Source organism: Pseudomonas sp. NFACC05-1, assembly GCF_900100135.1.
Classification (GTDB): Bacteria; Pseudomonadota; Gammaproteobacteria; order Pseudomonadales; family Pseudomonadaceae; genus Aquipseudomonas; species Aquipseudomonas fluorescens_Q.
This window is the reverse complement of record NZ_FMTR01000006.1, coordinates 74,093-98,646: the sequence shown is the minus strand read 5'-3', so window position 1 is coordinate 98,646 and position 24,554 is coordinate 74,093. Positions and strand designations below refer to the sequence as shown.

At 62.7% G+C, this 24,554-nt stretch carries 19 protein-coding genes; 5 read left to right on the top strand and 14 right to left on the bottom strand.

Annotated elements, in window-relative coordinates:
• Positions 1–230 precede the first annotated feature (230 nt).
• The 5 genes from BLO97_RS11845 to BLO97_RS11825 all read right to left on the bottom strand — a co-directional run bounded on the left by BLO97_RS11845 (position 231) and on the right by BLO97_RS11825 (position 8,272).
• Complete coding sequence (locus BLO97_RS11845) at positions 231–1,724, bottom strand: sensor domain-containing diguanylate cyclase (protein ID WP_092345989.1); 1,494 nt, start codon at positions 1,722–1,724, stop codon at positions 231–233.
• Between the two features lie 230 nt (positions 1,725–1,954).
• Entirely contained in the window at positions 1,955–3,322 is a 1,368-nt protein-coding gene (locus tag BLO97_RS11840; RefSeq protein WP_092345987.1) for a heavy metal sensor histidine kinase, read from the bottom strand.
• Positions 3,309–3,992, bottom strand: a complete 684-nt coding sequence (locus BLO97_RS11835; protein ID WP_060740762.1) for a heavy metal response regulator transcription factor — start codon at positions 3,990–3,992, stop codon at positions 3,309–3,311. The genes BLO97_RS11840 and BLO97_RS11835 overlap by 14 nt, the downstream gene beginning before the upstream one ends.
• A 9-nt stretch (positions 3,993–4,001) precedes the next feature.
• Positions 4,002–7,118 (bottom strand): multidrug efflux RND transporter permease subunit, encoded by a 3,117-nt coding sequence (locus tag BLO97_RS11830; RefSeq protein ID WP_092345985.1) that lies wholly within the window; start codon positions 7,116–7,118, stop codon positions 4,002–4,004.
• Positions 7,115–8,272 (bottom strand): efflux RND transporter periplasmic adaptor subunit, encoded by a 1,158-nt coding sequence (locus BLO97_RS11825; protein ID WP_092345983.1) that lies wholly within the window; start codon positions 8,270–8,272, stop codon positions 7,115–7,117. The genes BLO97_RS11830 and BLO97_RS11825 overlap by 4 nt, the downstream gene beginning before the upstream one ends.
• A 234-nt stretch (positions 8,273–8,506) precedes the next feature.
• Between BLO97_RS11825 and BLO97_RS11820 the strand changes: the two genes are divergently transcribed.
• The gene (locus BLO97_RS11820; protein ID WP_063324496.1) at positions 8,507–8,764 is read left to right on the top strand and encodes a hypothetical protein; all 258 of its coding nucleotides are present in this window, start codon (positions 8,507–8,509) and stop codon (positions 8,762–8,764) included.
• A gap of 27 nt (positions 8,765–8,791) precedes the next feature.
• Here BLO97_RS11820 and BLO97_RS11815 read toward each other — a convergent pair whose 3' ends face one another.
• Entirely contained in the window at positions 8,792–9,760 is a 969-nt protein-coding gene (locus BLO97_RS11815; RefSeq protein WP_003205334.1) for a LysR family transcriptional regulator, read from the bottom strand.
• 323 nt (positions 9,761–10,083) lie between these two features.
• On the opposite strand from BLO97_RS11815, the gene BLO97_RS11810 reads away from it, so the two are divergent.
• From BLO97_RS11810 to BLO97_RS11795, 4 genes are read left to right on the top strand one after another with little or no spacing between them, the layout of a single operon-like run.
• The gene (locus tag BLO97_RS11810; protein WP_175456240.1) at positions 10,084–11,649 is read left to right on the top strand and encodes an efflux transporter outer membrane subunit; all 1,566 of its coding nucleotides are present in this window, start codon (positions 10,084–10,086) and stop codon (positions 11,647–11,649) included.
• Between the two features lie 11 nt (positions 11,650–11,660).
• On the top strand, positions 11,661–13,877 hold the full coding sequence (locus BLO97_RS11805) for an FUSC family protein (protein ID WP_092146962.1): 2,217 nt from the start codon (positions 11,661–11,663) through the stop codon (positions 13,875–13,877).
• Positions 13,867–14,067 carry a DUF1656 domain-containing protein gene (locus tag BLO97_RS11800; RefSeq protein ID WP_003205331.1) on the top strand — a complete coding sequence of 67 codons (201 nt, stop codon included), beginning with the start codon at positions 13,867–13,869 and terminating at the stop codon, positions 14,065–14,067. The genes BLO97_RS11805 and BLO97_RS11800 overlap by 11 nt, the downstream gene beginning before the upstream one ends.
• Before the next feature lie 10 nt (positions 14,068–14,077).
• Complete coding sequence (locus BLO97_RS11795) at positions 14,078–14,941, top strand: efflux RND transporter periplasmic adaptor subunit (RefSeq protein ID WP_092223678.1); 864 nt, start codon at positions 14,078–14,080, stop codon at positions 14,939–14,941.
• A gap of 271 nt (positions 14,942–15,212) precedes the next feature.
• Here BLO97_RS11795 and BLO97_RS11790 read toward each other — a convergent pair whose 3' ends face one another.
• From BLO97_RS11790 to BLO97_RS11755, 8 genes are all read right to left on the bottom strand, one after another.
• Positions 15,213–16,037 (bottom strand): SDR family oxidoreductase, encoded by an 825-nt coding sequence (locus BLO97_RS11790; RefSeq protein ID WP_092345981.1) that lies wholly within the window; start codon positions 16,035–16,037, stop codon positions 15,213–15,215.
• Positions 16,038–16,071: 34 nt separating this feature from the next.
• Positions 16,072–16,536: a hypothetical protein gene (locus tag BLO97_RS11785; RefSeq protein WP_063324499.1), complete on the bottom strand. Its 465-nt coding sequence runs from the start codon at positions 16,534–16,536 to the stop codon at positions 16,072–16,074.
• 170 nt (positions 16,537–16,706) lie between these two features.
• Positions 16,707–18,158: a mannose-1-phosphate guanylyltransferase/mannose-6-phosphate isomerase gene (locus tag BLO97_RS11780; RefSeq protein WP_092146842.1), complete on the bottom strand. Its 1,452-nt coding sequence runs from the start codon at positions 18,156–18,158 to the stop codon at positions 16,707–16,709.
• A gap of 150 nt (positions 18,159–18,308) precedes the next feature.
• Positions 18,309–18,974, bottom strand: coding sequence for an alginate O-acetyltransferase AlgF (locus tag BLO97_RS11775; protein ID WP_092146844.1), 666 nt, complete (start codon positions 18,972–18,974; stop codon positions 18,309–18,311).
• Between the two features lie 14 nt (positions 18,975–18,988).
• Positions 18,989–20,164 (bottom strand): alginate O-acetyltransferase, encoded by a 1,176-nt coding sequence (locus BLO97_RS11770; RefSeq protein ID WP_092223674.1) that lies wholly within the window; start codon positions 20,162–20,164, stop codon positions 18,989–18,991.
• A gap of 11 nt (positions 20,165–20,175) precedes the next feature.
• Positions 20,176–21,741, bottom strand: a complete 1,566-nt coding sequence (locus tag BLO97_RS11765; RefSeq protein WP_063324503.1) for an MBOAT family O-acyltransferase — start codon at positions 21,739–21,741, stop codon at positions 20,176–20,178.
• A 210-nt stretch (positions 21,742–21,951) separates the two neighbouring features.
• The gene (locus BLO97_RS11760) at positions 21,952–23,088 is read right to left on the bottom strand and encodes a mannuronate-specific alginate lyase (RefSeq protein ID WP_092146848.1); all 1,137 of its coding nucleotides are present in this window, start codon (positions 23,086–23,088) and stop codon (positions 21,952–21,954) included.
• Between the two features lie 11 nt (positions 23,089–23,099).
• Complete coding sequence (locus BLO97_RS11755; protein WP_092146850.1) at positions 23,100–24,548, bottom strand: alginate O-acetyltransferase; 1,449 nt, start codon at positions 24,546–24,548, stop codon at positions 23,100–23,102.
• Between the last annotated feature and the right edge of the window lie 6 nt (positions 24,549–24,554).

The following is a 24,554-nucleotide window of genomic DNA, read 5'->3' as shown; positions in this document are numbered from 1 at the left end:
CTGAGGATCAGATGAGCCCTGTGGCGAGGGGATTTATCCCCGTTGGACTGCGCAGCAGTCCCACCCACTGCAACTCGGTGCGCCAGGCTGATTGAGTCGTCTGCATTGGGGCTGCTTCGCAGCCCAGCGGGGATAAATCCCCTCGCCACAGAGAGCACCCTATCCTACCCAGAGGGCATCCTATCCATGCACAGAGGGCGTCATGCCCATCGCCTTTGGGTGCTCCGGTGTCACATCGCGCAAACCACACGATTACGCCCACTGGCCTTGGCCTGGTAAAGCGCCTTGTCCGCAGCGAACAAGAGTTGTTTGAGTTCGCTGTACGGTCCCTGAGTCCAAGTGGCGATGCCGATACTGACCGTCATGGGCGCTCCTCCCTCGGACACAGATGGCAGTTGTTCGACCGCGTTGCGAATATGCTGGGCCATGGTGAAGGCGCCAGCGGTGGTGGTCTCCGGCAGCACCACCGAGAACTCCTCACCGCCATAGCGCGCCGCCAGGTCGGCGGGGCGTCGGACATGCTGGCCGATCAATTGCGCCAAGGTGCGCAGGGCCTCGTCACCCTTTTGATGACCATGGCGATCATTGAACGCCTTGAAATGATCGGCATCGATCATCAGCACAGACAACGGTTGGCCCGAACGTTGGGCGCGCAGCCATTCCTGTTGCAACGTCTCGTCCAGTGTTCGTCGATTGGCCAGTCCTGTGAGGGCGTCGATGGACGCCAGTTGGGCCAATTCCCGTTCAGCTCTGTAGCGGCGTCGCAATTCGCGGCGTAGCAGCCAGGTAAGCCAGAGCAAACCGATGCACAGCGCGCCGGTGGCACCGCTGACCAACAACGCCGTGCGTTGCCATGAGGCGAAGACCTCTTGGTAGGAGAGCGCTACCACGACAATCAATGGCAGGTCGCCCACCTGGGAAAAGGTGTAGAGCCGCTGTGTCTGATCAACACTGGAGATGCCGGTAAAACTGCCGTTACCTTCTCGCAGGATGCGTACGAAGTTCGGTCGGTTGCTGAAGTCCTTGCCGATCATGTCGTCGGCCAGGGGCGGTTCCTGGGCCAACAGAATCCCATCGCGGCTGATCAGGTTGACCGTCCCGTGGCCGATGTTCAGGCTTTTGAACAACTGGCTGAAGTAGTTCAGGCGCATTGCGGCCTCGGCCACGCCCATGAACTCACCCCGCTCGTCGCTCAGTCGATAGCTGAAACTGATGCGCCAATCGTGGGCGGCACTCCTGGAGCGGAACGGGCGACTGATCATCATGCCCAGACTCGGGTCCTGGACATGGGACTGGAAATATTCCCGGTCGGCGTAATTGCCTTTGCGCGGTTCGAGCGAGGCGGAGTCGGCGATTACATCGCCACGCTTGTCGAGCAGCAGGATGTCGCCTTTGTAGGGGGCGGCGGTGGCGCGGTCGAACAGCGCCAGATGGCGAATCGCCGGCGAAACGTCTTTCAGGTCGTCGCGTTTGGCGGCGGCGGCCAAACCTTGCAGCGACAGATCGTAGAGCTCCACGTTACGCAGCACATCGGCGTCAATCAATTGCACGATATTGGTCGCCGCACGGGTCGCCGCCTCTTGTGCGGCGGCATGTTCGCGGATCAACAGAAACGTCACGATGCTCAGGATGGCAATGACAACCAGTGAGCTGGCCAGTACGAATACCCGTTCCGAACGTCTCGAAAGCGGGGTGTTGCCGGGTGTCGCACTGCGCGCGCTCATGGTTCCGATGTCTGCATTGTCATGTGGCTGGGGTCCGTCCCAAAGGGTTGCAAACCGGCAATGAACCAGATGCTGGCCTTTTGCTGATTGTGCTTGGATCAATGAGAGCGGGCAATCAGTGTTTGCGCAATAACTGGGTAGGAGCTGCCGAAGGCTGCGATCTGTCGATTTTGATCGAGTTGGCTTTCGCCCAGCATTCAATGCTGGAAAGATCGAACCTTGTGAAGGCCTCAGGCTGGCAAGCGGATCCCGAACGTGTTGGCACCCTGGTCGCTGCGCACGAACACATCGCCACCGTGCATCAGTGCAATGGCCTTGACGATGGCCAGCCCCAGTCCATGGTTGGCGCCACTGTTGCTGCGCGAGGCATCGACGCGATAGAAACGTTCGAACAGGCGTGGCAAGTGCTCGCCGGCGATCGGTTCGCCGGGGTTGGTGACCGCGAGGGTGATCTGGTCGCCAAGGGCTTCGATGTGCACGTCGATCACTTGCCCGGGCGCGGTGTGTTGTACGGCGTTGCTCAGCAGGTTGATCAGCGCCCGTCGCAAGTGGGCGATCTCGATGTTGGCCTGGGCATCGCCGCTGACCCGGACCTGGACCTGGGCATCTTCCAGTATGAAGTCCAGGTAATCGAGGGTGGTCGCCACTTCGCCGGCCAGGGATGCGCTGGTCAACTTGGTGGCCTTGCTGCCTTGGTCGGCGCTGGCCAGGAACAGCATGTCGTTGATGATCGAACGCAGCCGCTCCAACTCCTCGAGATTCGATTGCAGCACTTCGAAGTAGTGTTCGGCCGAGCGTCCACGGGTCAGCGCAACCTGGGTCTGGCCGATCAGGTTGGTCAGGGGCGAGCGCAATTCATGGGCGACGTCGGCGTTGAACGATTCCAGCCGCGAGTAAGCCTGTTCGACCCGGTCGAGGGTGGCGTTGAAGGAACTGACGAACTGGCCCAGCTCCGGCGGCAAGGGCGACAGTTGCAAGCGCCCGGACAGGCGGGGCGGGGCCAGGCGTCGGGCTTCATCGGACAGCTTGATCAGCGGTTTGAGGCCGATGCGCGCGACCCAGTAGCCCAGCAACGAAGCGAGGAGCACACCGACAATCGCCAGGCTCACCAGCGCCACCAGCAGGCGATGCTGGGTCTGGTAGAAGGTCTGGGTGTCGATGCCGATCATGAAGCGCAGCGGCGGGCGTTGGTCCTTGGCCGGGAATTGGCTCACCAATACTTTCATCGGGTAGTCCCGATGGGGCAAGGTCAGGTCGCGCTTCCCCAGGGCGCCTTGGGCAAAGGCACGGATCTGTGCATCGGGAGCGCCGTATTCAAAGCGCGGATCGTCGCTGACGATCCAGAAATGGATGCGTTTGTCTTCTTCACCGAGCAGTCGCAGCTTGTTGTTGATCTTCACCCAGTGTTCAGGCGTGCCGTAGCGGCCAACGGTGGACTCCAGGACACTGTAGCGGGCATCGAGCTCGGCTTCGGGCAACAGGCCCAGGCCCTTGCCGACCTGCTGGTATAAAGCGCCACCGATCAACAGGAACACCAGCGCCGCCACCAGCGTGAACATGCCGCTCAGGCGCAGGGCGATGCTGTCAGGGACGCTCATCGCTGCGACTCTCCAGCACATAACCCATGCCGCGAATGGTGTGCAGCAACTTCTGTTCGAATGGCCCGTCGAGCTTGGCCCGCAAGCGTTTGATCGCCACTTCCACCACGTTGGCGTCACTGTCGAAGTTGATGTCCCAGACCATTTCGGCAATGGCGGTTTTCGAGAGGATTTCACCCTGGCGGCGGGCCAGGACGCTGAGCAGGGAGAACTCCTTGGCCGTCAGGTCCAGGCGCTGGCCGGCCCGTGTGGCCTTGCGGCTGATCAGGTCGATCCACAGGTCGGCGATGCTCACCTGCACCGGTTCATGGCCGCCGCTGCGGCGGGTCAGGGCTTGCAGGCGGGCCACCAGTTCGAGGAAGGAGAAAGGTTTGCCCAGGTAGTCATCGGCGCCGTCGCGCAAGCCCTTGATGCGGTCCTCGACCCGTTCCCGGGCGGTGAGCATGATCACCGGTGTCTGCTTGCGGGCGCGTAGGGCCCGCAGTACGCCGAAGCCGTCCAGGCCCGGCAGCATCACGTCGAGCACGATCACCGCATAGTCGGTTTCCAGGGCCAGGTGCAGCCCCTCGATGCCGTCCGGCGCCACGTCCACGGTATAGCCCTGTTCGGTCAGGCCGCGGTGCAGGTAGTCCGCGGTTTTTTCTTCGTCTTCGATAATCAGAACGCGCATGGCCCTGCCTCAGTGGTCTGTGCTCGCCAGCGCCGCCGTCGGCGCCGACCCTGGCTGATGGGCGGGCCGATGGAACAGTCGCTCCAGCCACAAGTATATGACCGGTGTGGTGAACAGCGTCAGCGCCTGGCTCACCAGCAGGCCGCCCACCACCGCGATGCCCAGGGGCTGGCGCAGCTCCGCGCCGGGGCCATAGCCGAGCATCAGCGGCAAGGCGCCGAGCAGGGCGGCCAGGGTGGTCATCATGATCGGCCGGAAGCGTGTCAGGCACGCCTGGAAAATCGCCTCCTGGGGCGCCAACCCTTTGTTGCGCTGGGCGTCGAGGGCGAAGTCGATCATCAGGATGCCGTTCTTCTTGACGATCCCGATCAGCAGCACCAGCCCGATCAGCGCCATGATCGAAAAATCCTGGCCCAGCAGCCAGAGCATGATCAGCGCGCCGAGACCGGCCGAGGGCAGGGTGGAGATGATCGTCAACGGGTGCACGAAGCTCTCGTAGAGCACGCCGAGGATGATGTACACGGCCACCAGCGCGGCGAGGATCAGCCATGGCTGGCTCGCCAGCGAGCTCTGGAAGGCCTGGGCCGCGCCCTGGAAATTACCGGTGATGGCGGCGGGCATGCCGATTTCGTTCTTCGCCTGGTCGAGCAGGCGCACCGCGTCTCCCAGGGCGACGCCGGGCGCCAGGTTGAACGACAGGTTGGCGGCGGGGAACATGCCGTCGTGGGCAATCGACAGCGGGCCGTTGCTCGGCGCATCGAAGCGGGCCAGGGCCGAGAGCGGCACCATTTCCCCACTCAGGGGGGAACGCAGGTAGAAATACGCCAGGCTTTCGGCCTTGCCCCGCTGCGCGGTATCGAGTTCCAGGATCACGTTGTACTGGTTGGTCTCGGTCTGGAATTCATTGATCTGCCGTTGGCCGAAGGCGTCGTACAGGGCCTGGTCGACATCGGTGGCGGTGAGGCCGAAGCGCGCTGCCGCGCTGCGGTCGATGTTGATGTGGGTGATGCTGCCGCCCAGTTGCAGGTCGTTGGAGATGTCACGGAACGCCGGGTTGCCGCGCAGCTTGTCGGTGAGTTTTTGCGTCCAGGCGTTGAGGCTCGGCCCGTCGTTGCTCTTGAGCACGTATTGATATTGGGCGCGACTGGGGCCGGAGCTGAGGTTGATGTCCTGACCGGCCCTGAGGTACAGCACTACACCGGGGATTTTCAGCAATTGCGGGCGGATTCGGTCGATGAAGCCGCTGGCCGACACGTCACGCTCGCTCCGGGGCTTGAGGGCGATCCAGAAACGGCCGTTGGCGATGGTCTGGTTATTGCCCGAAACACCGACGGAATGGGAGAAGGTCTGCACCGCCGGGTCGGCGGCGACGATGTCGGCCAGGGCCTTGTGTTTGGCGACCATGTCCGGGAACGACACATCGGCGGCGGCTTCGCTGGTGCCCAGTACCAGGCCGGTGTCCTGTACCGGAAAGAACCCCTTGGGGATGAACACGTAGCCCACCACCGCCAGCGCCAGGGTCAGGCCGAACACGCCTATCATCAGTTTTTGATGGGCCAGGGCCCGACGCAGGCCGTGCTCGTACCAGCCCAGCAGACGCTCGCCGAATCCCATCTTGCTGTGGGCATGATGTACCGGGGCACGCATGAACAGCGCGGCCAGGGTCGGTGCCAGGGTGAGCGACACCACCACCGAAATCAGAATGGTCGAGGTGGCGGTCAGGGCAAATTCCTTGAACAGGCGCCCGACCACTCCGCCCATGAACAGCAGTGGAATGAATGCCGCTACCAGCGAGAAGCTGATGGAGACCACGGTGAAACCGATCTCACCCGCTCCCTTGATCGCCGCTTCGCGCATGCCGTCGCCGGCTTCCAGATGCCGGTGGATGTTCTCCACCACCACAATCGCGTCGTCCACCACGAACCCGACCGAGATGACGATTGCCACCAGGGTCAGGTTGTTCAGGCTGAAGCCCATCACGTACATCAGGGCGAAACTGGCGATCAGCGACACCCCCAGCACCGCCGAGACAATCAGGGTTGCCGAGAGCTGGCGCAGGAACAGCGCCATCACCGCGACAACCAGCAGCACCGCGATCAGCAAGGTGATCTCCACTTCGTGCAACGAGGCGCGGATAGTCTGGGTGCGGTCGATCAGTACCTTGACCTGTATGGCAGCGGGCAGCATGGCTTGCAGGGTGGGCAGGGCCGCCTGGATGCGGTCGACGGTCTCGACGATGTTCGCCCCTGGTTGCCGGAAGATCACCAGGTTGACCCCTGGTTCGCTGTCGGACCAGGCCTGGACGTAGGCGTTTTCCGAGCCGTTGACGACCTTGGCGATGTCCTTGAGGTGAACCGGTGCGCCGTCCTTGTAGGACACGATCAGCTCACCGTACTCCTCAGGCTGGAACAGCTGGTCGTTGGTGGACAGGGTGGAAATGCTCGAATCGCCGTACAGGGCGCCCTTGGCCAGGTTGAGGCTGGCCTGCTGGAGCGCCAGGCGGATGTCCGCCAGGGTCAGGCCGATGGCGGCGAGTCGATCAGCCGAGGCCTGGACCCGGATCGCCGGACGCTGCTGGCCGGTGATGTAGATTTGTCCTACGCCGTCGATCTGGCTGATCTGGCGCGAGAGCAGGGTTTCGACGTAGTCGCTCAGCTCGGTGCCGGGCATCAGGGAGGAGCTGATGCTGAGGATCAACACCGGGCTGTCGGCGGGGTTGACCTTGCGCCAGGTCGGCAGGTTCGGCATGTCGTTGGGCAGTTTGCCGGCGGCGGTGTTGATCGCCGCCTGCACTTCCTGGGCGGCGGTGTCGATGCTTTTATCGAGGCTGAATTGCAGGATCAGGTTGGTCGAGCCCAGGGCGCTGCTGGAGGTCATCTGGGTGATGCCGGGGATGGCACTGAATTGCACTTCCAGCGGCGTCGCCACTGACGAGGCCATGGTTTCGGGGCTGGCCCCGGGCAACTGGGCGTTGACCTGGATGGTCGGGAATTCGGCTTCCGGCAACGGCGCGACGGGCAGGCGAGGAAACGCGATCAACCCCAGCAGCACCAGGGCGAACGTCAGCAACACCGTGGCGATGGGGTGGTCGATGCACCACGCTGAAACCGAGCCGCGGCCCTTCACGGTTGCGGCTCCGCGGTCTTGGCCAGGGCGGGCGGGGCACTGAGCACCTGGATGTGGCTGCCCGGCTTGAGCCGTGACTGACCATCGCTCACCAGTTGATCGCCAGCGTTCACCCCTTTGATGATGTGTATGTCGCTGTCCTGGTAAACCATGACCACCGGCACGCTCTCGACCTTGTCGCCCTTGATCCGGTACACGAAGTGTTGCTCCAGCCCGCGCTGGACCACGGAGGGAGGCACCACCAGGGCGTCCTTGTCGAGGGCGGTCTGGATCTTCAGCGTCACCAGTTGCCCGGGCCACAGCCGTTGCGCGGCGTTGTCGAATTCAGCCTTGGCCCGCAGGGTTCCGGTGTTGGCGTTGATCTGGTTGTCGATGAGGCTCAGGCGCCCCTCGCCGAGCAGTTCCCCGCTAGCGCCATCGGCACCGAGATAGGCCTTGACCAAGGCTTGCTCGGGCGCCGCGATCAAGCGTTGCAAGGTGGGCAGCATTTGCTGGGGCAGGGAGAACTCCACGGCGATCGGGTCGATCTGGGTCACCGTGAACAGGCCTTCGGCGTCGCTGGTGCGCAGGAAGTTGCCTTCATCCACATTGCGAATGCCGACGCGACCGCTCACCGGGGAGCGGATCTGGGTGTAGGACAGTTGCACCTGCGCCGAGTCGATGGCCGCCTGGTTACCCTGGGCGGTGGCCTTGAGCTGGTTGACCAGCGCCTGCTGCTGGTCGTAGGTCTGCTTCGAGACGCCGTCATCGACGCTCAGCAATTTGTAGCGCTTGAGATTGACCTGGGCCACCGCCAGCTGCGCCTGGCTCTCGCCGAGCTGGGCCCGGGCCTGGTCGAGGCTGGCGCGGATCGAACGATCGTCGATGGTCGCCAGCAGGTCACCTTTCTTGACCAGTTGCCCTTCCTTGACCAGCAGCCGGGTGAGGATGCCGTCGATCTGCGGCCGGATGACCACGCTGTGCAGCGACAGGACCGTACCGATGCCGCTGGCAAAGCGCGGCACATCCTTTTGCACCACGCTGACGACCCGCACCGGAACGGCGGCGGGAGCGCTGGGCTTGGCGGTCACGGGCCTGAGCACAAACCAGAGGACAAGGGCCGCCAGGGCGACCAAAAGCACGACGAGCAGGACGGTTTTCTTCTGGGTGTGCATGAATATGAAGGGCCGGTTCGGGACACAGGAGTTTGAGCTTTCTTATATAGCGTTACGAGCCGGTCAGGAAGGTGACGGCTAACTGACAGGCTTGTCAGTTTTGTCCTGGCTTGCCGTCAGATGAATGTCGTGCCAATGAAACTGCCCTGCGCGCGGTGATATCGGGCAGGTATACTGCCGCCTTTCGCGGCTCGCCCTTCGGGCCCGACTTGCATGCATGACCCGGAGCCTCACATGACTTCCCCCACACCTTCGCCTGCGGATGAACTCCCCGGCGGCGAACAGGCCGATTTGTCCGACAGCGATGTTTCCTGCACCGAGGACGCCAAAGCGGCGATCCCTGCCTTCAAATTCCCGTTCAAACCCGGTGAACTGGCTGCGGCCAAGGGCGCCGGCCAACAGCCGTGGTACAAGAACGGCGCGAAGAATGGCCATACCAAGACCCCGGGCGCCGCGCCTCCCGGCACGCGTCGTTCGATGGGCAAGCGCTGACATCATCCTTCACGCACGGGGGCGACTTCAGTTCGCGACCCGTGCGCCTGCCAGGCTTCCACTCAATTCGTAAGCCGCCAGCTCAGACTGGTGCGCCGCGAGGATTTCAGGCAACGAGCCTCGCAGGTACTCGACCCAGGTCTTGATCTTCGCATCCAGGTATTGGCGCGACGGGTAGATGGCATAGAGGTTCAGTTCCTGGGAGCGGTAGTTGGGCATGACCCGCACCAGCGTGCCGTTGCGCAGGCCTTCGATGGCGGCGTACACCGGCAACACCCCCACGCCCATGCCGCTGGTGATCGCGGTTTTCATCGCATCGGCGGAGTTCACCAGGAACGGTGAGCTATTGATGGTGACCATCTCCTGGCCTTCCGGGCCGTCGAACACCCATTTTTCCAGCGGAATGACCGGGCTGACCAGGCGCAGGCAGGCGTGGTTGAGCAGGTCGCCGGGTTTTTGCGGGCAGCCGCTGGCTTTCACATAGGCGGGCGATGCGCAGACGATGCTGTAGGTGATCCCCAGGCGCTGGGAGACGAAGCCCGAATCCGGCAACTCGCTGGCGAGCACGATGGAGACGTCGTAGCCCTCGTCAAGGATGTCCGGCACGCGGTTGGCCAGGGTCAGGTCGAAGGTCACATCCGGATGGGTCTTGCGATAACGGGCGATGGCGTCGATCACGAAATGCTGGCCGATGCCGGTCATCGTGTGGACCTTCAACTGCCCGGCCGGTCGGGCATGGGCGTCGCTGGCCTCGGCTTCCGCTTCTTCGACATAAGCCAGGATCTGCTCGCAACGCAACAAGTAGCGTTTACCTGCCTCGGTCAGGGCAATGCGGCGAGTGGTGCGGTTGAGCAGGCGGGTTTGCAGATGGGCTTCCAGGTTGGAAACCGCGCGCGAGATGTTGGCCGTCGTGGTGTCCAGTTGCGCGGCGGCAGCGGTGAAACTGCCAGCTTCGGCAACACAACTGAACGCGCGCATGTTTTGCAAGGTGTCCATGGAGGGCTCTCTTGGGAGGTGGCAAATTGTGACACGAAGTTACAGAGCAGCGGGACCCGACTAATGGATTATCGCGTTAACGGTAACAAAGATTCACAGAAAGGTCGGCTTATCGCCAGGTAGGGGGATGCCTAGAATTGCCGGCACTGTGGCGCTGGTCTGGCCCTGCTGTCTGATGCAGTACCTGTGGGAGCGGGTTTGCTCGCGAAAGCGGTGGGTCAGTTGGCGGTGATGTTGCCAGGGTAACCGCCTTCGCGGGCAAGCCCGCTTCCACAGGGTGCTCCTACAGGTTTTCGTCTCTCTCTCCTAGGAATTTTGCGCAAGTGCCGCGTTGCATCAGCAGAGAGCTGAAGACTCTCAGTGTTTGGGTTCTGACATTAACCATCAGCGGGTGCATCGGGACAGGCGGGATTGGGCCGCAAAGCCAGGTACTGCCGGCCAATCAACTGGTCACCGATGCCGCCATCCGCGAGGCGGCTCGCGACGCCCGCTGGCCCACCCGTCAGTGGTGGCAAGCCTATGGTGATCGGCAGTTGGATCGCTGGGTCGACCTGGCCATGCAGGACAGCCCGAGCCTGGCCATGGCCGCCGCGCGGGTGCGCCAGGCGAAGGCCATGGCCGGTGTTGCCGAGGCTGCCGAGTCGCTGCAGATCAATGGCGAGGTGACCCTCAAGCGCCATAACTGGCCCACCGATCAGTTCTATGGCCCGGGCGAGCTGGCCGACACCACGACCTGGGACAACAATGCCGCCCTGGGCTTGAGCTACGCCCTGGACCTGTGGGGCCGCGAGCGCAATGCCAGCGAACGGGCGGTTGACCTGGCCCATGTCAGTGTCGCTGAGGCGCGCCAGGCGCAACTGGAACTGCAAAGCAACATCGTGCGTGCCTACATCCAGTTTTCGCTGCACTACGCCCAGCGCGATATCGTCGCCGCGACTCTCCACCAACAAGAGCAGATTCTCGACCTTGCGCAGAAACGCCTGGACGGCGGCATCGGCACCCATTTCGAAGTCAGCCAGGCCCAGGCACCAGTGCCCGAGAGCCATCGCCAACTCGACGCGCTGGACGAAGCCATCGCCTTGAGCCGTAATCAGTTGGCGGCCCTGGCCGGCAAGGGGCCGGGAGAGGGCGCGCAATTGCAACGTCCGACCCTGGCCCTCGGCGCGCCCTTGAAGCTGCCGTCGGCCTTGCCCGCCGAACTGCTCGGCCAGCGTCCGGATGTGGTTGCCGGGCGTTGGCAAGTAGCGGCCCAGGCCCGGGGTATCGATGTGGCCCGGGCCGGCTTCTATCCCAATGTCGACCTGGTGGGTAGCCTCGGCTACATGGCCACTGGCGGTGGGGCGCTGGAGTTTTTGACGGGTAAGAAGCTCACCTACAACGTCGGGCCGGCGATCACGTTGCCGATCTTCGACGGCGGACGCTTGCGTTCACAGCTGGGCGAGGCGGCGGCCGGTTATGACATCGCCGTGGCGCACTACAACCAGACACTGGTGAACGCCCTCAAGGGCATTTCCGACCAACTGATCCGCCGCCAATCGATGGACAAGCAGCAGGCTTTCGCTGCCGAATCGGTGGCCGCAGCCCAGCGCACCTACGACATCGCAATGGTGGCGTTCCAGCGCGGGCTCACCGACTACCTCAACGTGCTCAACGCCCAAAGCCTGTTGTTCAAGCAGCAACAGGTGCAACAGCAAGTGCAGGCGGCGCGCTTGAGTGCCCATGCCGACCTGGTGACGGCGCTGGGCGGCGGGCTTGAGGCCGGCAACGACAGCCCTGGCTTGAGCCATGCCCTGTGGCAAGGGAGCTTGCTCCCGCTGGACTGCGCGGCGGTCCCCTCAAGTGGGTGCTGCGCGCCCAAGCGGGAGCAAGCTCCCTCGCCACGATGCTGAGTCCTTTTCCTGTGACGTCTTTACTTGCCCCCGCACGCTGGTTGTACCGTCTTGAATGGCGCCGGGGTTTCTTCGACTGGGCCCGCAGCGACGGGGTGACCTGGGTCTATATCTTCAAGGTCCTGTTTGCCGCGTTCCTGACCTTGTGGTTGGCGATGCGCCTGGAGTTGCCGCAACCGCGCACGGCCATGATCACCGTGTTCATTGTCATGCAGCCCCAGAGCGGGCAGGTGTTCGCCAAGAGTTTCTACCGCTTCCTTGGCACCCTGGCCGGCTCGGCGGTGATGGTGGCGCTGATCGCCTTGTTTGCCCAGAACACCGAGCCGTTCCTCGCTTGCCTGGCGGCCTGGGTTGGCCTCTGTTCGGCAGGGGCGGCGCGATATCGCAACTTCCGGGCCTATGGTTTTGTGCTGGCCGGCTACACCGCGGCGATGATCGGCCTGCCGGCCCTGGCCCATCCGGAAGGCGCGTTCATGGCGGCGGTCTGGCGGGTGCTGGAGATTTCCCTGGGCATTCTCTGCTCCACCCTGGTCAGCGCCGCGATCCTGCCGCAAACCGCCAGTGCCGCCATGCGCAATGCCTTGTACCAGCGCTTTGGGGTATTTGCCCTGTTTGTCACCGATGGCCTGCGTGGGCGCAGCAAGCGCGAGACCTTCGAAGCGCGCAACGTGGGCTTCATTGCCGAGGCGGTGGGCCTGGAAAGCCTGCGCAGCGTGACCGTGTTCGAAGACCCGCACATGCGTCGGCGCAACGGCCGGCTCAGTCGCTTGAACAGCGAATTCATGGGCATCACCACCCGCTTCAACGCCTTGCACCAATTGCTGGAGCGCTTGCGCGGCAGCGCCGCGGATCATGTGGTAGACGCCATCAAGCCGGGCTTGCAAACGTTGGCCGAACTGCTCGACGGTTTCAGTGGCCGCGCCCTGACCGATGCCGATGCGGCCCGTCTGGCCGCGGCGCTGGCCGAGTACAAGGCCGAGCTGCCGGCCCAGGTGCGAAGGCTGCGGGCGCTGTTCCAGGAAACGGCGCCCAGTGATGGGCAGCAACTGGATTTCCATACCGCCTACGAGCTGCTTTATCGCTTCGTCGACGACTTGCACGGCTATGCCCTGACCCACGCCTCGCTGGCCGATCATCGCCACGAACGTGAACGCTGGGACGAACCGTTCGTGCCGCAGACCAACTGGCTGGCCGCCACGGCATCGGGTGTTCGCGCCGCCTTCATCCTGTTGGTGCTGGGCAGTTACTGGGTCGCCACGGCCTGGCCGAGCGGCGCGACCATGACGATGATCGCCGCCGCCACCGTGGGCTTGTCGGCCGCGACGCCGAACCCCAAGCGCATGGCTTTCCAGATGGCCTGCGGCACGTTGTTCGGGGCGTTGATCGGCTTTGTCGAGATGTTCTTCATCTTCCCGCTGATCGACGGCTTCCCTTTGCTCTGCGTGATGCTGGCGCCGGTGATCATGCTTGGTTCGTTCCTCAGCTCGCGACCGAAATACGCCGGGGTCGGGCTGGGGCTGCTGATCTTTTTCAGCACCGGTTCGGTGCCGGACAACCTGACGGTCTACAACCCCTACGCCTTCATCAACGATTACATCGCGATGATCCTCGGCATGCTGGTGTGTGCCGCGGCCGGGGCAATCATCCTGCCGCCCAACAGTCGCTGGTTGTGGCGCCGGCTCGAGCAGGATTTGCGCGAGCAAGTGGTGTTTGCCATCAGTGGCAAGCTCAAGGGCCTGGCATCGAGCTTCGAAAGTGGTACCCGCGACTTGCTGCATCAGGCCTACGGGCTGGCGGCGGGGCAGCCGCGGGTGCAACGGGACTTGCTGCGCTGGATGTTCGTGGTGCTGGAGGTCGGCCACGCGATTATCGAGTTGCGCAAGGAACAGGCGATTTTACCGGTGCATCCGGCGTATGCCGAAAGCCAACCGTGGCGCCAGGCGATTCGTGTGATGGGGCGGGCGCTGGTGCGGCTGTTCCGCCAACCGAGCCAGAGCAATCTGGAGCGTGCCCTGGTGGCGGTGGACCATGCCATCGGCCGCGTGCAGGCCACCGACGAACCCTTCGCCCCGCATTTCGACACCTCGGCCCTGCGCCGCGTGAAAAGCTACCTGCATTTCATCCGCACCTCGTTGCTGGACCCGCAATCGCCATTGGCCGGCTATGCCATGCCGCATGCCATGCCGCCTGCCACACCGCTTCCCCAGGAACCTGAACATGCCCCGTGAGATCGCCTTCCATGGTGTGTACATGCCCACCATGACCTTGATGTTTTTCATCGCCGCCGGCCTGGCCTGGGCCTTGGACCGCTTCCTGTCGGGGCTGGACCTGTACCGCTTCTTCTGGCACCCGGCGTTGTTGCGCCTGAGTCTGTTTACCTGTCTGTTCGGCGCGCTGGCGCTGACGGTCTACCGTTGAGATCGATGCGATGAGAAAGTTTTTCAGCCTGCTGGCGACGCTGTTGGTTCTGGCCCTGGCGCTGTGGATCGGCCGCACGTTATGGGTCCATTACATGAACGAACCCTGGACCCGCGATGGGCGGGTGCGGGCCGACATCATCAATGTGGCCGCCGATGTCAGTGGCGAGGTGGTCGAAGTGCCGGTGCGCGACAACCAATCGGTGAAAAAGGGCGACCTGTTGATGCGCATCGATCCTGAGCATTACCGCATCGCCGTGAAGCAGGCTCGTTCCCTGGTGGCGTCGCGCAAGGCCACTTGGGAGATGCGCAAGGTCAACGCCCATCGGCGTGCCGACCTGGACAGCCTGGTGATCTCCCGGGAAAACCGCGACGACGCCAGCAACATCGCCGACTCGGCCCTGGCCGATTACCAGCAGGCCCAGGCGCAATTGGAAGCCGCCGAGCTGAACCTGTCGCGCACCGAAGTCCGCGCGGCGGTGGACGGCTACGTCACCAACCTCAATGTGCACCGTGGCGACTACGCCCGCATTGGCGAGGCGAAGATGGCCGTGGTGGACATGAATTCGTTCTGGGTCTATGGCTTCTTCGAAGAGACCAAGTTGCCCAAGGTGCGGGTCGGCGATTCAGCGCAGTTGCAGTTGATGAGCGGTGAGATGCTCAAGGGGCATGTGGAAAGCATCTCCCGCGGCATCTACGATCGGGACAACCCCGAAAGCCGCGAACTGATCGCCGACGTGAACCCGACCTTCAACTGGGTTCGCCTGGCCCAGCGGGTGCCGGTGCGCATTCATCTCGATGAAGTACCCGACGGGGTGTTACTGGCGGCGGGGATGACTTGCACGGTGGTGGTCGAGCCACAAACCGAGCGCTGAGGCGACGGTGGCAGGGTGACAAAGAGGCTTGTCACCCCTATTCCTGTGGAAGCTGTGGGCATGAGTTCCATGTGCACCCAAATCCCTGTGGCGAGGGGATTTATCCCCGTTCGGCTGCGCAGCAGTCGTCATCTGACTGATGCGGTTTCGACTCGTACACCGTGTTGCCTGGTTTGGGGCTGCTTCGCAGCCCAGCGGGGATAAATCCCCTCGCCACAGGTGTTAACCATGTCCTCGGGACAAAGGTTTAAGCCTGTTATCCCTCCATCCCTTACAACGATCCACCCAACCCAAACCGCTTCATCAACCCCTTCTCCAGCAACCCCTTGGGCAGCCAGCTCGCCATCAACGGCAATGCCCGGCTGCCATTGCCCAGGCGCAGCAGGCGGGGCGGCCGGGGTTGTTGCACGGCCTTGAGCAGCCCGGCGGCGAACTCGCTGGCCGGGGTTGGTTTGTCCTGGGACGCCTTGGCCCGGGCGCGGATGCTGTCGCGCAGCGGCCACCAGGGCGATTGTTCGCTGATCAGCTGTTCGGCTTCGTGGCCGGCATTCTTGGCGAAGCTGGAGGCGATGGCGCCGGGTTGGACTTCCATCACGCGGATGCCGAACGGCGCCAGTTCCATGCGCAAGGCATCGCTCAAGGCATGCACCGCGGCCTTCGAGGCGCAGTAGGCCCCGGCAAACGGCGTGACCAGCACCCCGGAAACGCTGCCGATGTTCACCACCAGCCCCTTGGCCCGACGCAACACCGGGAACAGCGCGCGGGTGACCCCGACGATGGCGAACACGTTGGTTTCGAACTGACGCTGCATGGCCGGCACGCCACCGTCCAGGAGAGGGCCCATGGCGCCGTAGCCGGCATTGTTGACCAGCACATCCAGGCCGCCATGCTGCTGGTTGATCCGTTCGTTGAGTTGTTCCAGGGCCTGGCCGTCGTTGACGTCCAGTTGCACCGCGGTGAACCCGGCAGCGCTGAGCGTCGCTACGTCTTCAACCTTGCGCGCCGTGGCCCAGACTTGATAACCCGCAGTCTTGAAGGCGTCGGCGAGGGCGCGGCCAATGCCGCTGGAACATCCGGTAATCAGCGCAACAGGCATGGCGCATTCCTTGTGCAAAAAGTGGGGGGAGCAATCAGTTGGAAAAGCTGCCGTGCAATCGCTCGGCGCGAAACTCCAGGGTCTGCGGGCGATAACCCGGACGCAAGGGTGGCAGGGGCAGGCAGTCTTGCCAGTCAGCGCCGGCCTGCAATTGGCCGGGGCCCCGGTAGCGCGGTGCGTCGTAGGGGGTGTCGGCCAGGTTGATGGTGTCGCCAGGCGCATAGGCCGCGACCTGCCAGCGCAGTTCGATCAGCGGCACGTCATTGGTGTTTTTCAGGTTCAGCGACAGTGGACGGTCGGCGGGGCATTGTCCGGGGGTATAGGTAATGCGCATTTCCAGGCGCTCCAATTGCCGGGTCTCGCGGTTTTCCTGCCAGAGCACCCACGCAGCGACTAGCCCGAGACCGATGAACGCCGCCAGGGAGACCGGCAAGGCTTTGGCCGGGTAGCGCAACAGCAGGATGAGCCAGGTGATGACCAGCAAGACGCCGATAAGCATGGTGGAAGCCTCCGTTACCGTAGGCACATCCTACCGAAGGGGGCGGGCAATGTTGAAGCAATGATGCCTGCCCATCACCGACTGCAAAAAAAGCCCCCACCCAACTCACTGCGGATAGGGACGCAGTGGGCTGGATGGGGGCTTCTTGTACAGTTGATCGTTGTTGCTGGTTACTGTGCGATGGTCTTCACCGAGACGCCACGTTCGATCGGGGTGGAGCGACCGTAGATGTCTTCGAAACGCTCGATGTCGTCTTCGCCCAGGTAGCTGCCGGACTGCACTTCGATGATTTCCAGTGGGATCTTGCCCGGGTTGCGCAGGCGGTGGACCGACGCGATCGGGATGTAGGTCGACTGGTTTTCGCAGAGCAGGAACACGTTCTCGTCGCAGGTCACTTCGGCGGTGCCGCTGACCACGATCCAGTGTTCGGCACGGTGGTGGTGCATCTGCAGGGACAGGCACGCGCCCGGCTTGACCGAGATGTGCTTGACCTGGAAGCGACCGCCCATGTCCACCGAGTCATAGGAACCCCACGGACGATAGACCTCGCAGTGGTTCTGGGTCTCGGTGCGGCCCTGGGCGTTGAGGGTGTTGACCATCTGCTTGACGCCTTGGACCTTGTCCTTGTGGGCAATCATCATGGCGTCCTTGGTTTCGACCACCACGATGTTTTCCAGGCCGATCACCGACACCAGCTTGCCGTTGCCGTGGATCATGCAGTTGCGGCTGTCCTGGATCACCACGTCGCCCTTGGTGACGTTGCCGTTGGTGTCCTTTTCGTTGACTTCCCACAGCGACGCCCAGCAACCGACATCACTCCAGCCGGCGGCCAGGGGAACCACGCAGGCGCGCTGGGTTTTTTCCATCACGGCGTAGTCGATGGAGTTGTCCGGGCAGCAGGCGAAGGTGGCTTCGTCGAAGGTAATGGTGTCGGCCGTCTGCTCACTGCGCTCCAGGGTCAGCAGGCAGGTGTCGTAGATGTCCGGATCGTGTTTTTTCAGCTCTTCGAGGAAGCGGCTGGCGCGGAACAGGAACATGCCGCTGTTCCAGAAATAACCGCCGGCCTCAAGGAACTCGGTGGCGCGCTTGGCGTCGGGTTTTTCGACGAAGTGCGAAACCCGGCTCACACCTTCAGGCAGCAGCGCATCGTTGGTCGACTTGATGTAGCCATAGCCGGTTTCCGGCTTGGTTGGCGGAACGCCGAACAGCACCATCTCGCCACGCTCGGCAGCCACGGTAGCGAGGGCCAGGGCGCGTTGCAGGGCCTTCTGGTCTTCGATCACGTGGTCGGCCGGCAGCACCAGCATCAGCTCGTCGCGACCTTCGTTGACCAGCATCATCGCGGTCAGCGCCACGGCCGGTGCGGTGTTACGCCCGAACGGTTCCATCAGGATGCGCTGGGCTTCAAGCTTACGGTTGCTCAACTGTTCGTTGACGATGAAGCGGTGGTCTTTGTTGCAGACCACGATCGGCGTGTCCATGCCTTCGAACACCAGGCGCTCGAGGGTCTGCTGGAACAGGGTGTGTTCACCGGTCAGGGCCAGGAACTGTTTAGGGAATTGCTTGCGCGAAAGCGGCCAAAGACGTGAGCCACTACCACCTGACAAGATCACCGGAATCATGTTTGTTACTCCTTGAAGCGAAATGGTTGTTAGAGCTACTGCGTTCTGTCGTTTCACTCTCTTGTTGTTGTTCCTGCGGCAGTGGCGAGCCTCAAGCTTCAAGCTGCAAGTAAAAGCTTGCCGCTTGAAGCTAGAAGCTCGCCGCTGCTCTTATCGTGTCGACACCGGGCGTTTCACCCACACTGGCGACAGGCTGCTGCCTGAGCCTGTGACGTACAGCACGGCCGCTTCGCCGCGCTCCAGGGCCACGGGCTTGAGGTCGCCGACTTTCTTGTCGCCTTCGAACAGTGCCAGGGTCACTTTCACCGGGTTGATTTCACGCTCGCCACGGCCCTTGGCCGCGACGTTCGGCACCACTTCGGTCTTGCCATCGGCGGTCTTGAGGGTCAGGGCCTTGTCGGTGAGGTTCTGCACGCGGACCAGGGACTTCTGCTTGTTCTTGAACGGCGGTTCTTCGATCAACTGAGGCTGGCCGGTGGCGTTGTTGACCAGGGTGTAGTAGTGATCGGGGGCCAGTTTGACCGGGACGGTCTGGCTGCCGACCTTGGCGTTGTAGTCACCGCCCGGCATGAAGCTGAAGTCGCTGCTGGCCAGTGGCGCCACTTCGTTGAGGTTGGTGCTGCCGACGGTGGCGCTGACTTCGGCGTTGCTGGCGTTGTAGATACGTACGAAGCTCGAGCCTTTTGGCGCGACCGGACCGTACAGGGCCGAGTCACCGGCAAAGGCGGACAATGAGAGGGCGCTCATGCTGGCGACGAGGGCAACGGCCTTGAAGGAGCGAGCAGCGAGACGGCGAGGAGTAGTGTTGAAAGTCATGGTGGACCTCTCTTTCAGTTTTGCGCCCGGTCGGGCGTCTCGGATGGGGTGTTGGCGGCTACGTTCTGTTGGCGCGCGCCGGCTTGCTTGAGCTCTGCGACCCACTGTGGGTCGGCGTCGCCGATTTCGTTGTTCACGGGCAGATAACGTTCAGGGAACTCCCAGATCAGCACCTGTGGCGGGCTGTTCTTGAAGGCATCACTCTTGAGGTAGCTGAGCATCGGCAGGATCGGGCCATGGCCGTCCTCGGCGTAGTTGATGACGTCGCTGTGCAGGGCTTGCTTGAGTGCACCGACGAAGTTCCAGTTGGGGTTGGCGCTGTAGCTCGTGCCGATCAGGGCCACGGGCACCTGGGCGTCGGCGAACAGCGCGTCGTCGCCGGCTGGCTGGTCGTCGGCTTCGCGGGTGTTGCGCTTGACCAGCGGCTCCTGGGCGGGCATCAGGTTTTCGAACAGCGGGTCCAGGGGCAGGAACTGGCGCAGGTCACCCTTGTGGGTGATTTTTTCCGCAGGCTCAGTGACGAAGCGCTGTGGTTCGCCATTGAGCGGCGCCTTTTCCGCGATGGCCTTGGCTAGGTTCTCGGCAGCGACCTGGGCACCTTCCGGGGTCCAGTGGGTGTCGGTGCGCAGGAACACTTGCTGGCCGCCTTGCTTGGCCTGTTGCAGCGGGCCGAGCAGGTCAGGCGCGAGGATCTTGTCGGCCGCCACGCGAGCATGGAAATCCTGGTAGAGATTGGCGTGAATGCTCGATGGCTTCACGTCACCCAGGTGCTCGGGGTACAGCCGCGCCTTGGCCGGCAGGATCGCCATGACCAGGGTGATGCCTTGTTCCTTGAGCTTCTGGCGCACGCCTTCGACCAGCGCGTAGTTGCCTTGCAGGTTCAGCTCTTCGTTGACGATCGGGTTGAACTCTTCGTCGCTGTACAGCCACTGGTCACGGCCCAGGACCACGCCCTTGCGGCCTTCATTGAACAGCTTGTAGTCCAGCGCCGCCCAGATGTTGGTGCCCAGGCGCTTGATCGGGAACTCGTCGTCGTAGTGCGTTTCCACGGCCTTGGCCCAGCGCCCGTTGAGCACGGTGGCGTCGGGGTTGGTGCTGAAGCCGAAGAAGCTGCGCATCGACCACAGGCCCAGCGCTGTCAGGATCAGCATGAACAGTGCGATGTAAAAGATGCGTAATGAGCGGGTCATGTTCAGATCCCTCAGAACTGGAAGTAAAGGAACGGCGAGAAGCTTTGCGCCGAGAGTTTGAGAATCGAAGCGATGAACAGCAGCAGCACCAGGGCGCGCATCACGTAGCGCGACCAGTCCACGGTCCAGTAGGCCGGTTGCACCTGGGCTTCGACACCCACGGTGTAGCCCGGCTCATGGATCGTCGATGGGTTGTCACCCGGTACGGCCTTGATCATCCCCGGTTGTGCGGTGGCCGGGCCGTTGGCCTCGGTATTGACCTCAGGCTTGGTCTTGACCGGCGGACGGTTGGTGTAGAAGTCCCGCAGGCCGAAGAAGGCGAGGGTGATGTAGGCCACCACCAGCGTGGCGATCTGCAGGCCGGTGAGGTTGGCGCGGGTCAGTTCCGACAGCGACCAGTCGCCGAAGCTGAACATGGCAGCGTACATGCGACCGGCCACGTGCAGGTTCTCGGCCCGGAAGATCACCCAGCCCATCACCACCAGCAGGAAGGTCAGCGCCCAGCGGATCGGGTTGATGCTGCGTGGCGTGGTGTTGATGCCCACCGCTTTCTCGATGGCCAGCCACATGCCGTGCCAGGCACCCCAGATCACGTAGGTGATGTTCGCGCCGTGCCACAGACCACCGAGCAGCATGGTCAGGAACAGGTTGCGATAGGTCATCAGCGTGCCTTTGCGGTTACCGCCCAGGGTGATGTAGAGGTAGTCGCGCAGCCAGGTGGACAGGCTGATGTGCCAGCGGCGCCAGAACTCGGTGATCGACTGGCTGATGTAGGGCTGCTTGAAGTTTTCCATGAAACGGAAACCCATCATCAGGCCCAGGCCGATGGCCATGTCGCTGTAGCCGGAGAAGTCGAAGTACAGCTGGGCGGTGTAGGCCAGGGCGCCGAGCCAGGCATCGCCCGTGGTCGGGTTCTGCAAGGCGAAGCAATGGTCGGCCACCACCGCCAGGGTGTCGGCGATGAACACTTTCTTGATGAAGCCCTGCATGAAGCGGGTGCAGCCTTCGGAGAACTTGTCCAGCGTGTGGGTACGGTTGTTGAACTGGTCGGCCAGGTCGCGGAAACGCAACACAGGGCCGGCGATCAGGTGCGGGAAAATCGCCACGAACGCTGCGAAGTCGATCAGGTTGCGGGTCGCCGGCGTGTCACCGCGATAGACGTCGATGATGTAGCTGATGGACTCGAAGATGTAGAACGAGATCCCGATCGGCAACAGCACATGGGTCAGGATGAACGGGTTGAGGCCAAAGCTGGTGATGATTGCGTTGAGGCTGTCCACGCCGAAGTTGGCGTACTTGAAGTAGCCCAGGATGGCCAAATCCACGCCCACGCCGAGCAACAGCCAGCGTTGGGCCGGTTTGGTCCGCACACCGGCGGCACCGACTTTCAGGCCGATCCAGTAGTTCCACAAGGTGACGCCGGCGAACAGCGCCAGGAAGTCCACCCGCCACCAGGCATAGAACACGTAGCTGGCGATCAGCAGCAGCAGGTTGCGATAGCGTTGCCCGCTCAAGTAGTACAAGCCGAGAAAGATCGGCAAGAACAGAAACAGGAACACATTGGATGAAAATACCATCCCGATCTCTCCATGTTGAATCAACAGTCAAGGGCCAGAGCCCCCCCAAACCCCCCCATGAAAACCGGGTGGTTGATTACATTTCCGACACTTACCTGTGGCGAGGGAGCTTGCTCCCGCTCGGCTGCGAAGCAGTCGCATCGTCAGGCTTGGGGGCGCTACGCACCCCAGCGGGAGCAAGCTCCCTCGCCACAGGAAATGTGTTGTGAATCAGCTTCCTTTTTCACCTTTCTCCCGCGAAGGGTCGTACACCCGGGTCAAGTCACCGCCGAGGCGGAAGGTCTTGAACGGTTGCATCTCATGCTTGCGTTCCAGCACATCCTCGCTGCAGGTGTAGAGGCTGCAGAACGGTTCGAGCCAGGCGAATTTCGAATCGACCTTCAGGTCCTTCATGTCCTGTTTGTCGCCGTTCTTCTCTTCGAAGATGTCCGGGTCTTCCACCCCGGCCAGCACCCGGTCACCCAGTCGCTTGAGGGCGCCGTTGTTTTCCTGGCGCAGGTCCACGCCATTGACCTGGGCGAAACTGGCGATCATCGCCAACGGCGGCAGGGCATAGTTGTGGTAGGACAGGGCGCGTTGCTTGCGCTTGAGTTCGTTGGGCAGGAAACCGTCGGCATCGATCTGGTTGACGCCGACCTTGTATTCCTTGACGGCCCAATCGAACAGGTCGCGGCGGTTGATTGCCACGGAGGTGGCCATCACCGACCAGGCGGCCCAGTAGGAGTGGTTGTTGGTCTTGTCCAGCGGCAGGTTGTCCCAGTCGCTGACGACCTGGTCGGCCATCCGGCTGAACCAGCTTTCGATCAGTTGCGCCTGCTCCTGGTGATTGGCCAGTGGGCGGGACTCGGAGAACTTCAGGCGCACATAGGCCGAAGCCATGCTGCCCAGCGCCCATTTGCGCATGGACTTGCCAGTGTGGTTGAAGTCCTTGGACATCAGCGCATCGGCCTGGGCCCACGCGGTCAGCCAGTTGAGGGTGCATTCCAATTGTTCGGGACGGCCGTCACGCATGAATTGCATCACTTGTTTGCTGACGCCACGCTCGATCTTGGTGATGTCGGCGGTGCTGTCGCGGAAGGCTTTTTCCGACTGCACGTTCAGGGTCGCACGGGCCTTGTCGGAGCCCTCGTACTTGCTGCGAAATTGCAGGGAGCCAGTGTAGGGCGTCGGCGTGGCGTCGCAGCCTTGGGCCGCTTCGCCGGCCTTGACCTTTTCGATCGGTGCGAAGTAACCCTGTGGCGGGCGCAGCGGGGCCGCGGCCTGCGTGGCCCCGGCGAACATTGCCAGGGTCAGCAGGGAGGGCGCCAGCAGCGTTTTCAACGTTCGGGTGCGCGTGGTACTGGTCATGAGACGAGACCTCATTGTCCGATTTGAGCCGTTTGTTCGGCTTGCGGAGATGCGTTGCGTTTACAGATTTTCGCTTCGATCTGCTGCGGCTCTTTACCGGCTTCAGGTCCCTGGACTTCGACAGCCAGAAGGTTTTGCGAAGCCCAGTCCTCGTCGGTGCGCAGCTGGAAGGCGAAACGTCCGTCGGTTTCGGAGGTATCCGGTTTTTCGATCTTGATATCCTCGTGGCGCCCATTCATGTACCAGAGGGTGGCTTGCAAGGTTTTCACCGAGGTGTCGGCGAAGCGGATGTCGACCTGGTGGCTGCCGTTACGCAGATCCATGTTCTTGCTATTGACCATCAATTCGTTCTTGCCCGGCTTGAGCGCGGTCTTGCTGCTCATCAATGCCGGCTTGCCTTCGCAACCGTTGTTGTCCAGCAGCGCCATCATCTGGCGATAGATGGTTTCCTGGTCCAGGCGATACAGCGGCGAGAATTCCCAGATGAGGATTTTCGGCGGGTTCTTCTGGAACTCTTCGCTGCCCAGGTACTGGATCATCGCGCCCTCGAAACCGCCGCCGGGGAAGGCTACGTTGAGGATGTCGGCGCCGATGGCTTCTTCAAGGAAGCCGGCGAAGTTGTAGTTCTTGCCGCTGTGACTGGTGCCCACCAGGGTGATCTGCGGGTTCCCGGAATCGCCGAACAGATCGCCGTCACCCGCCTCGCCCTTGGGCTCGGTGGTGAATTGGTCCATGTACTGGATCGCATAGCTGGTGCCGCACAGCTGCCCGGCCATGTTGTGCAGGGTGCCGGTCTTGCCCATGCGGCCGGACTTCTTGGTCTCGAACTCACGCTTGGGGATGTCGGCGAAGGCCGGGAGCTGCTTGACCTTCTCGGCGACGATCTTGGCGGTGCGCTGGGCGCCGTAGGGTGTCCAGTGCTGGTCGCCACGGAAATAGAAATCGTGGGCCGGCAGGGTTTCGGGCAGGTTTTCGTTGGTCAGCGGCGACAGGTCCGGCACCACGTAACCCATCTGGGCGAAACGCCCTAGCATGGATTTGTAGTTGGTCAGGGCTTTCTCATAGTCGAAAGCGGCCTTTTCCTGTGGGTTGAGCTTGTTGCGGTTCACCAGGCCCCGGGTCGGCTGGTAGACGAGCACCAACTCGACGCCTTTTGCCTTGAACGCATCGTGCAACTGCTGCAGGCGCTTGTAGCCGGCCGGGGTGGTGTTGAATTCGGTACGCAGGTCTTCCTGGGTCCGGAACAGCCAGTCACCCTGGGCTTGTACCAGCGTGGTGAAGTTCTGCTGGTAGCGCGTGGTGTAGTTCTTCGCATCATGGGCCGCCGGGCACAGGTTGCAGCAGGGCTCGGCAGTGAAGCTCGGGGCCTTGATTTCATCGGCGCGGGCGCCGCTTGCAGCGGCGAGAATGCCGGCAGTCAGGGCAGACAGGCCCAGGAGTTTGATCATCTGTGGGTTCATAAAGGT

Bases quoted from the DNA above. Each gene is read 5' to 3' on its own strand.
- BLO97_RS11795 (WP_092223678.1), top strand. From the start codon at position 14,078: ATGAGAAAGTTTTTCAGCCTGCTGGCGACGCTGTTGGTTCTGGCCCTG.
- BLO97_RS11770 (WP_092223674.1), bottom strand. From the start codon at position 20,164: ATGACCCGCTCATTACGCATCTTTTACATCGCACTGTTCATGCTGATC.
- BLO97_RS11785 (WP_063324499.1), bottom strand. From the start codon at position 16,536: ATGCTTATCGGCGTCTTGCTGGTCATCACCTGGCTCATCCTGCTGTTG.
- BLO97_RS11760 (WP_092146848.1), bottom strand. From the start codon at position 23,088: ATGACCAGTACCACGCGCACCCGAACGTTGAAAACGCTGCTGGCGCCC.
- BLO97_RS11765 (WP_063324503.1), bottom strand. From the start codon at position 21,741: ATGGTATTTTCATCCAATGTGTTCCTGTTTCTGTTCTTGCCGATCTTT.
- BLO97_RS11845 (WP_092345989.1), bottom strand. From the start codon at position 1,724: ATGAGCGCGCGCAGTGCGACACCCGGCAACACCCCGCTTTCGAGACGT.
- BLO97_RS11800 (WP_003205331.1), top strand. From the start codon at position 13,867: ATGCCCCGTGAGATCGCCTTCCATGGTGTGTACATGCCCACCATGACC.
- BLO97_RS11835 (WP_060740762.1), bottom strand. From the start codon at position 3,992: ATGCGCGTTCTGATTATCGAAGACGAAGAAAAAACCGCGGACTACCTG.
- BLO97_RS11825 (WP_092345983.1), bottom strand. From the start codon at position 8,272: ATGCACACCCAGAAGAAAACCGTCCTGCTCGTCGTGCTTTTGGTCGCC.
- BLO97_RS11790 (WP_092345981.1), bottom strand. From the start codon at position 16,037: ATGCCTGTTGCGCTGATTACCGGATGTTCCAGCGGCATTGGCCGCGCC.
- BLO97_RS11820 (WP_063324496.1), top strand. From the start codon at position 8,507: ATGACTTCCCCCACACCTTCGCCTGCGGATGAACTCCCCGGCGGCGAA.
- BLO97_RS11815 (WP_003205334.1), bottom strand. From the start codon at position 9,760: ATGGACACCTTGCAAAACATGCGCGCGTTCAGTTGTGTTGCCGAAGCT.
- BLO97_RS11755 (WP_092146850.1), bottom strand. From the start codon at position 24,548: ATGAACCCACAGATGATCAAACTCCTGGGCCTGTCTGCCCTGACTGCC.
- BLO97_RS11840 (WP_092345987.1), bottom strand. From the start codon at position 3,322: ATGAGCGTCCCTGACAGCATCGCCCTGCGCCTGAGCGGCATGTTCACG.
- BLO97_RS11775 (WP_092146844.1), bottom strand. From the start codon at position 18,974: ATGACTTTCAACACTACTCCTCGCCGTCTCGCTGCTCGCTCCTTCAAG.
- BLO97_RS11780 (WP_092146842.1), bottom strand. From the start codon at position 18,158: ATGATTCCGGTGATCTTGTCAGGTGGTAGTGGCTCACGTCTTTGGCCG.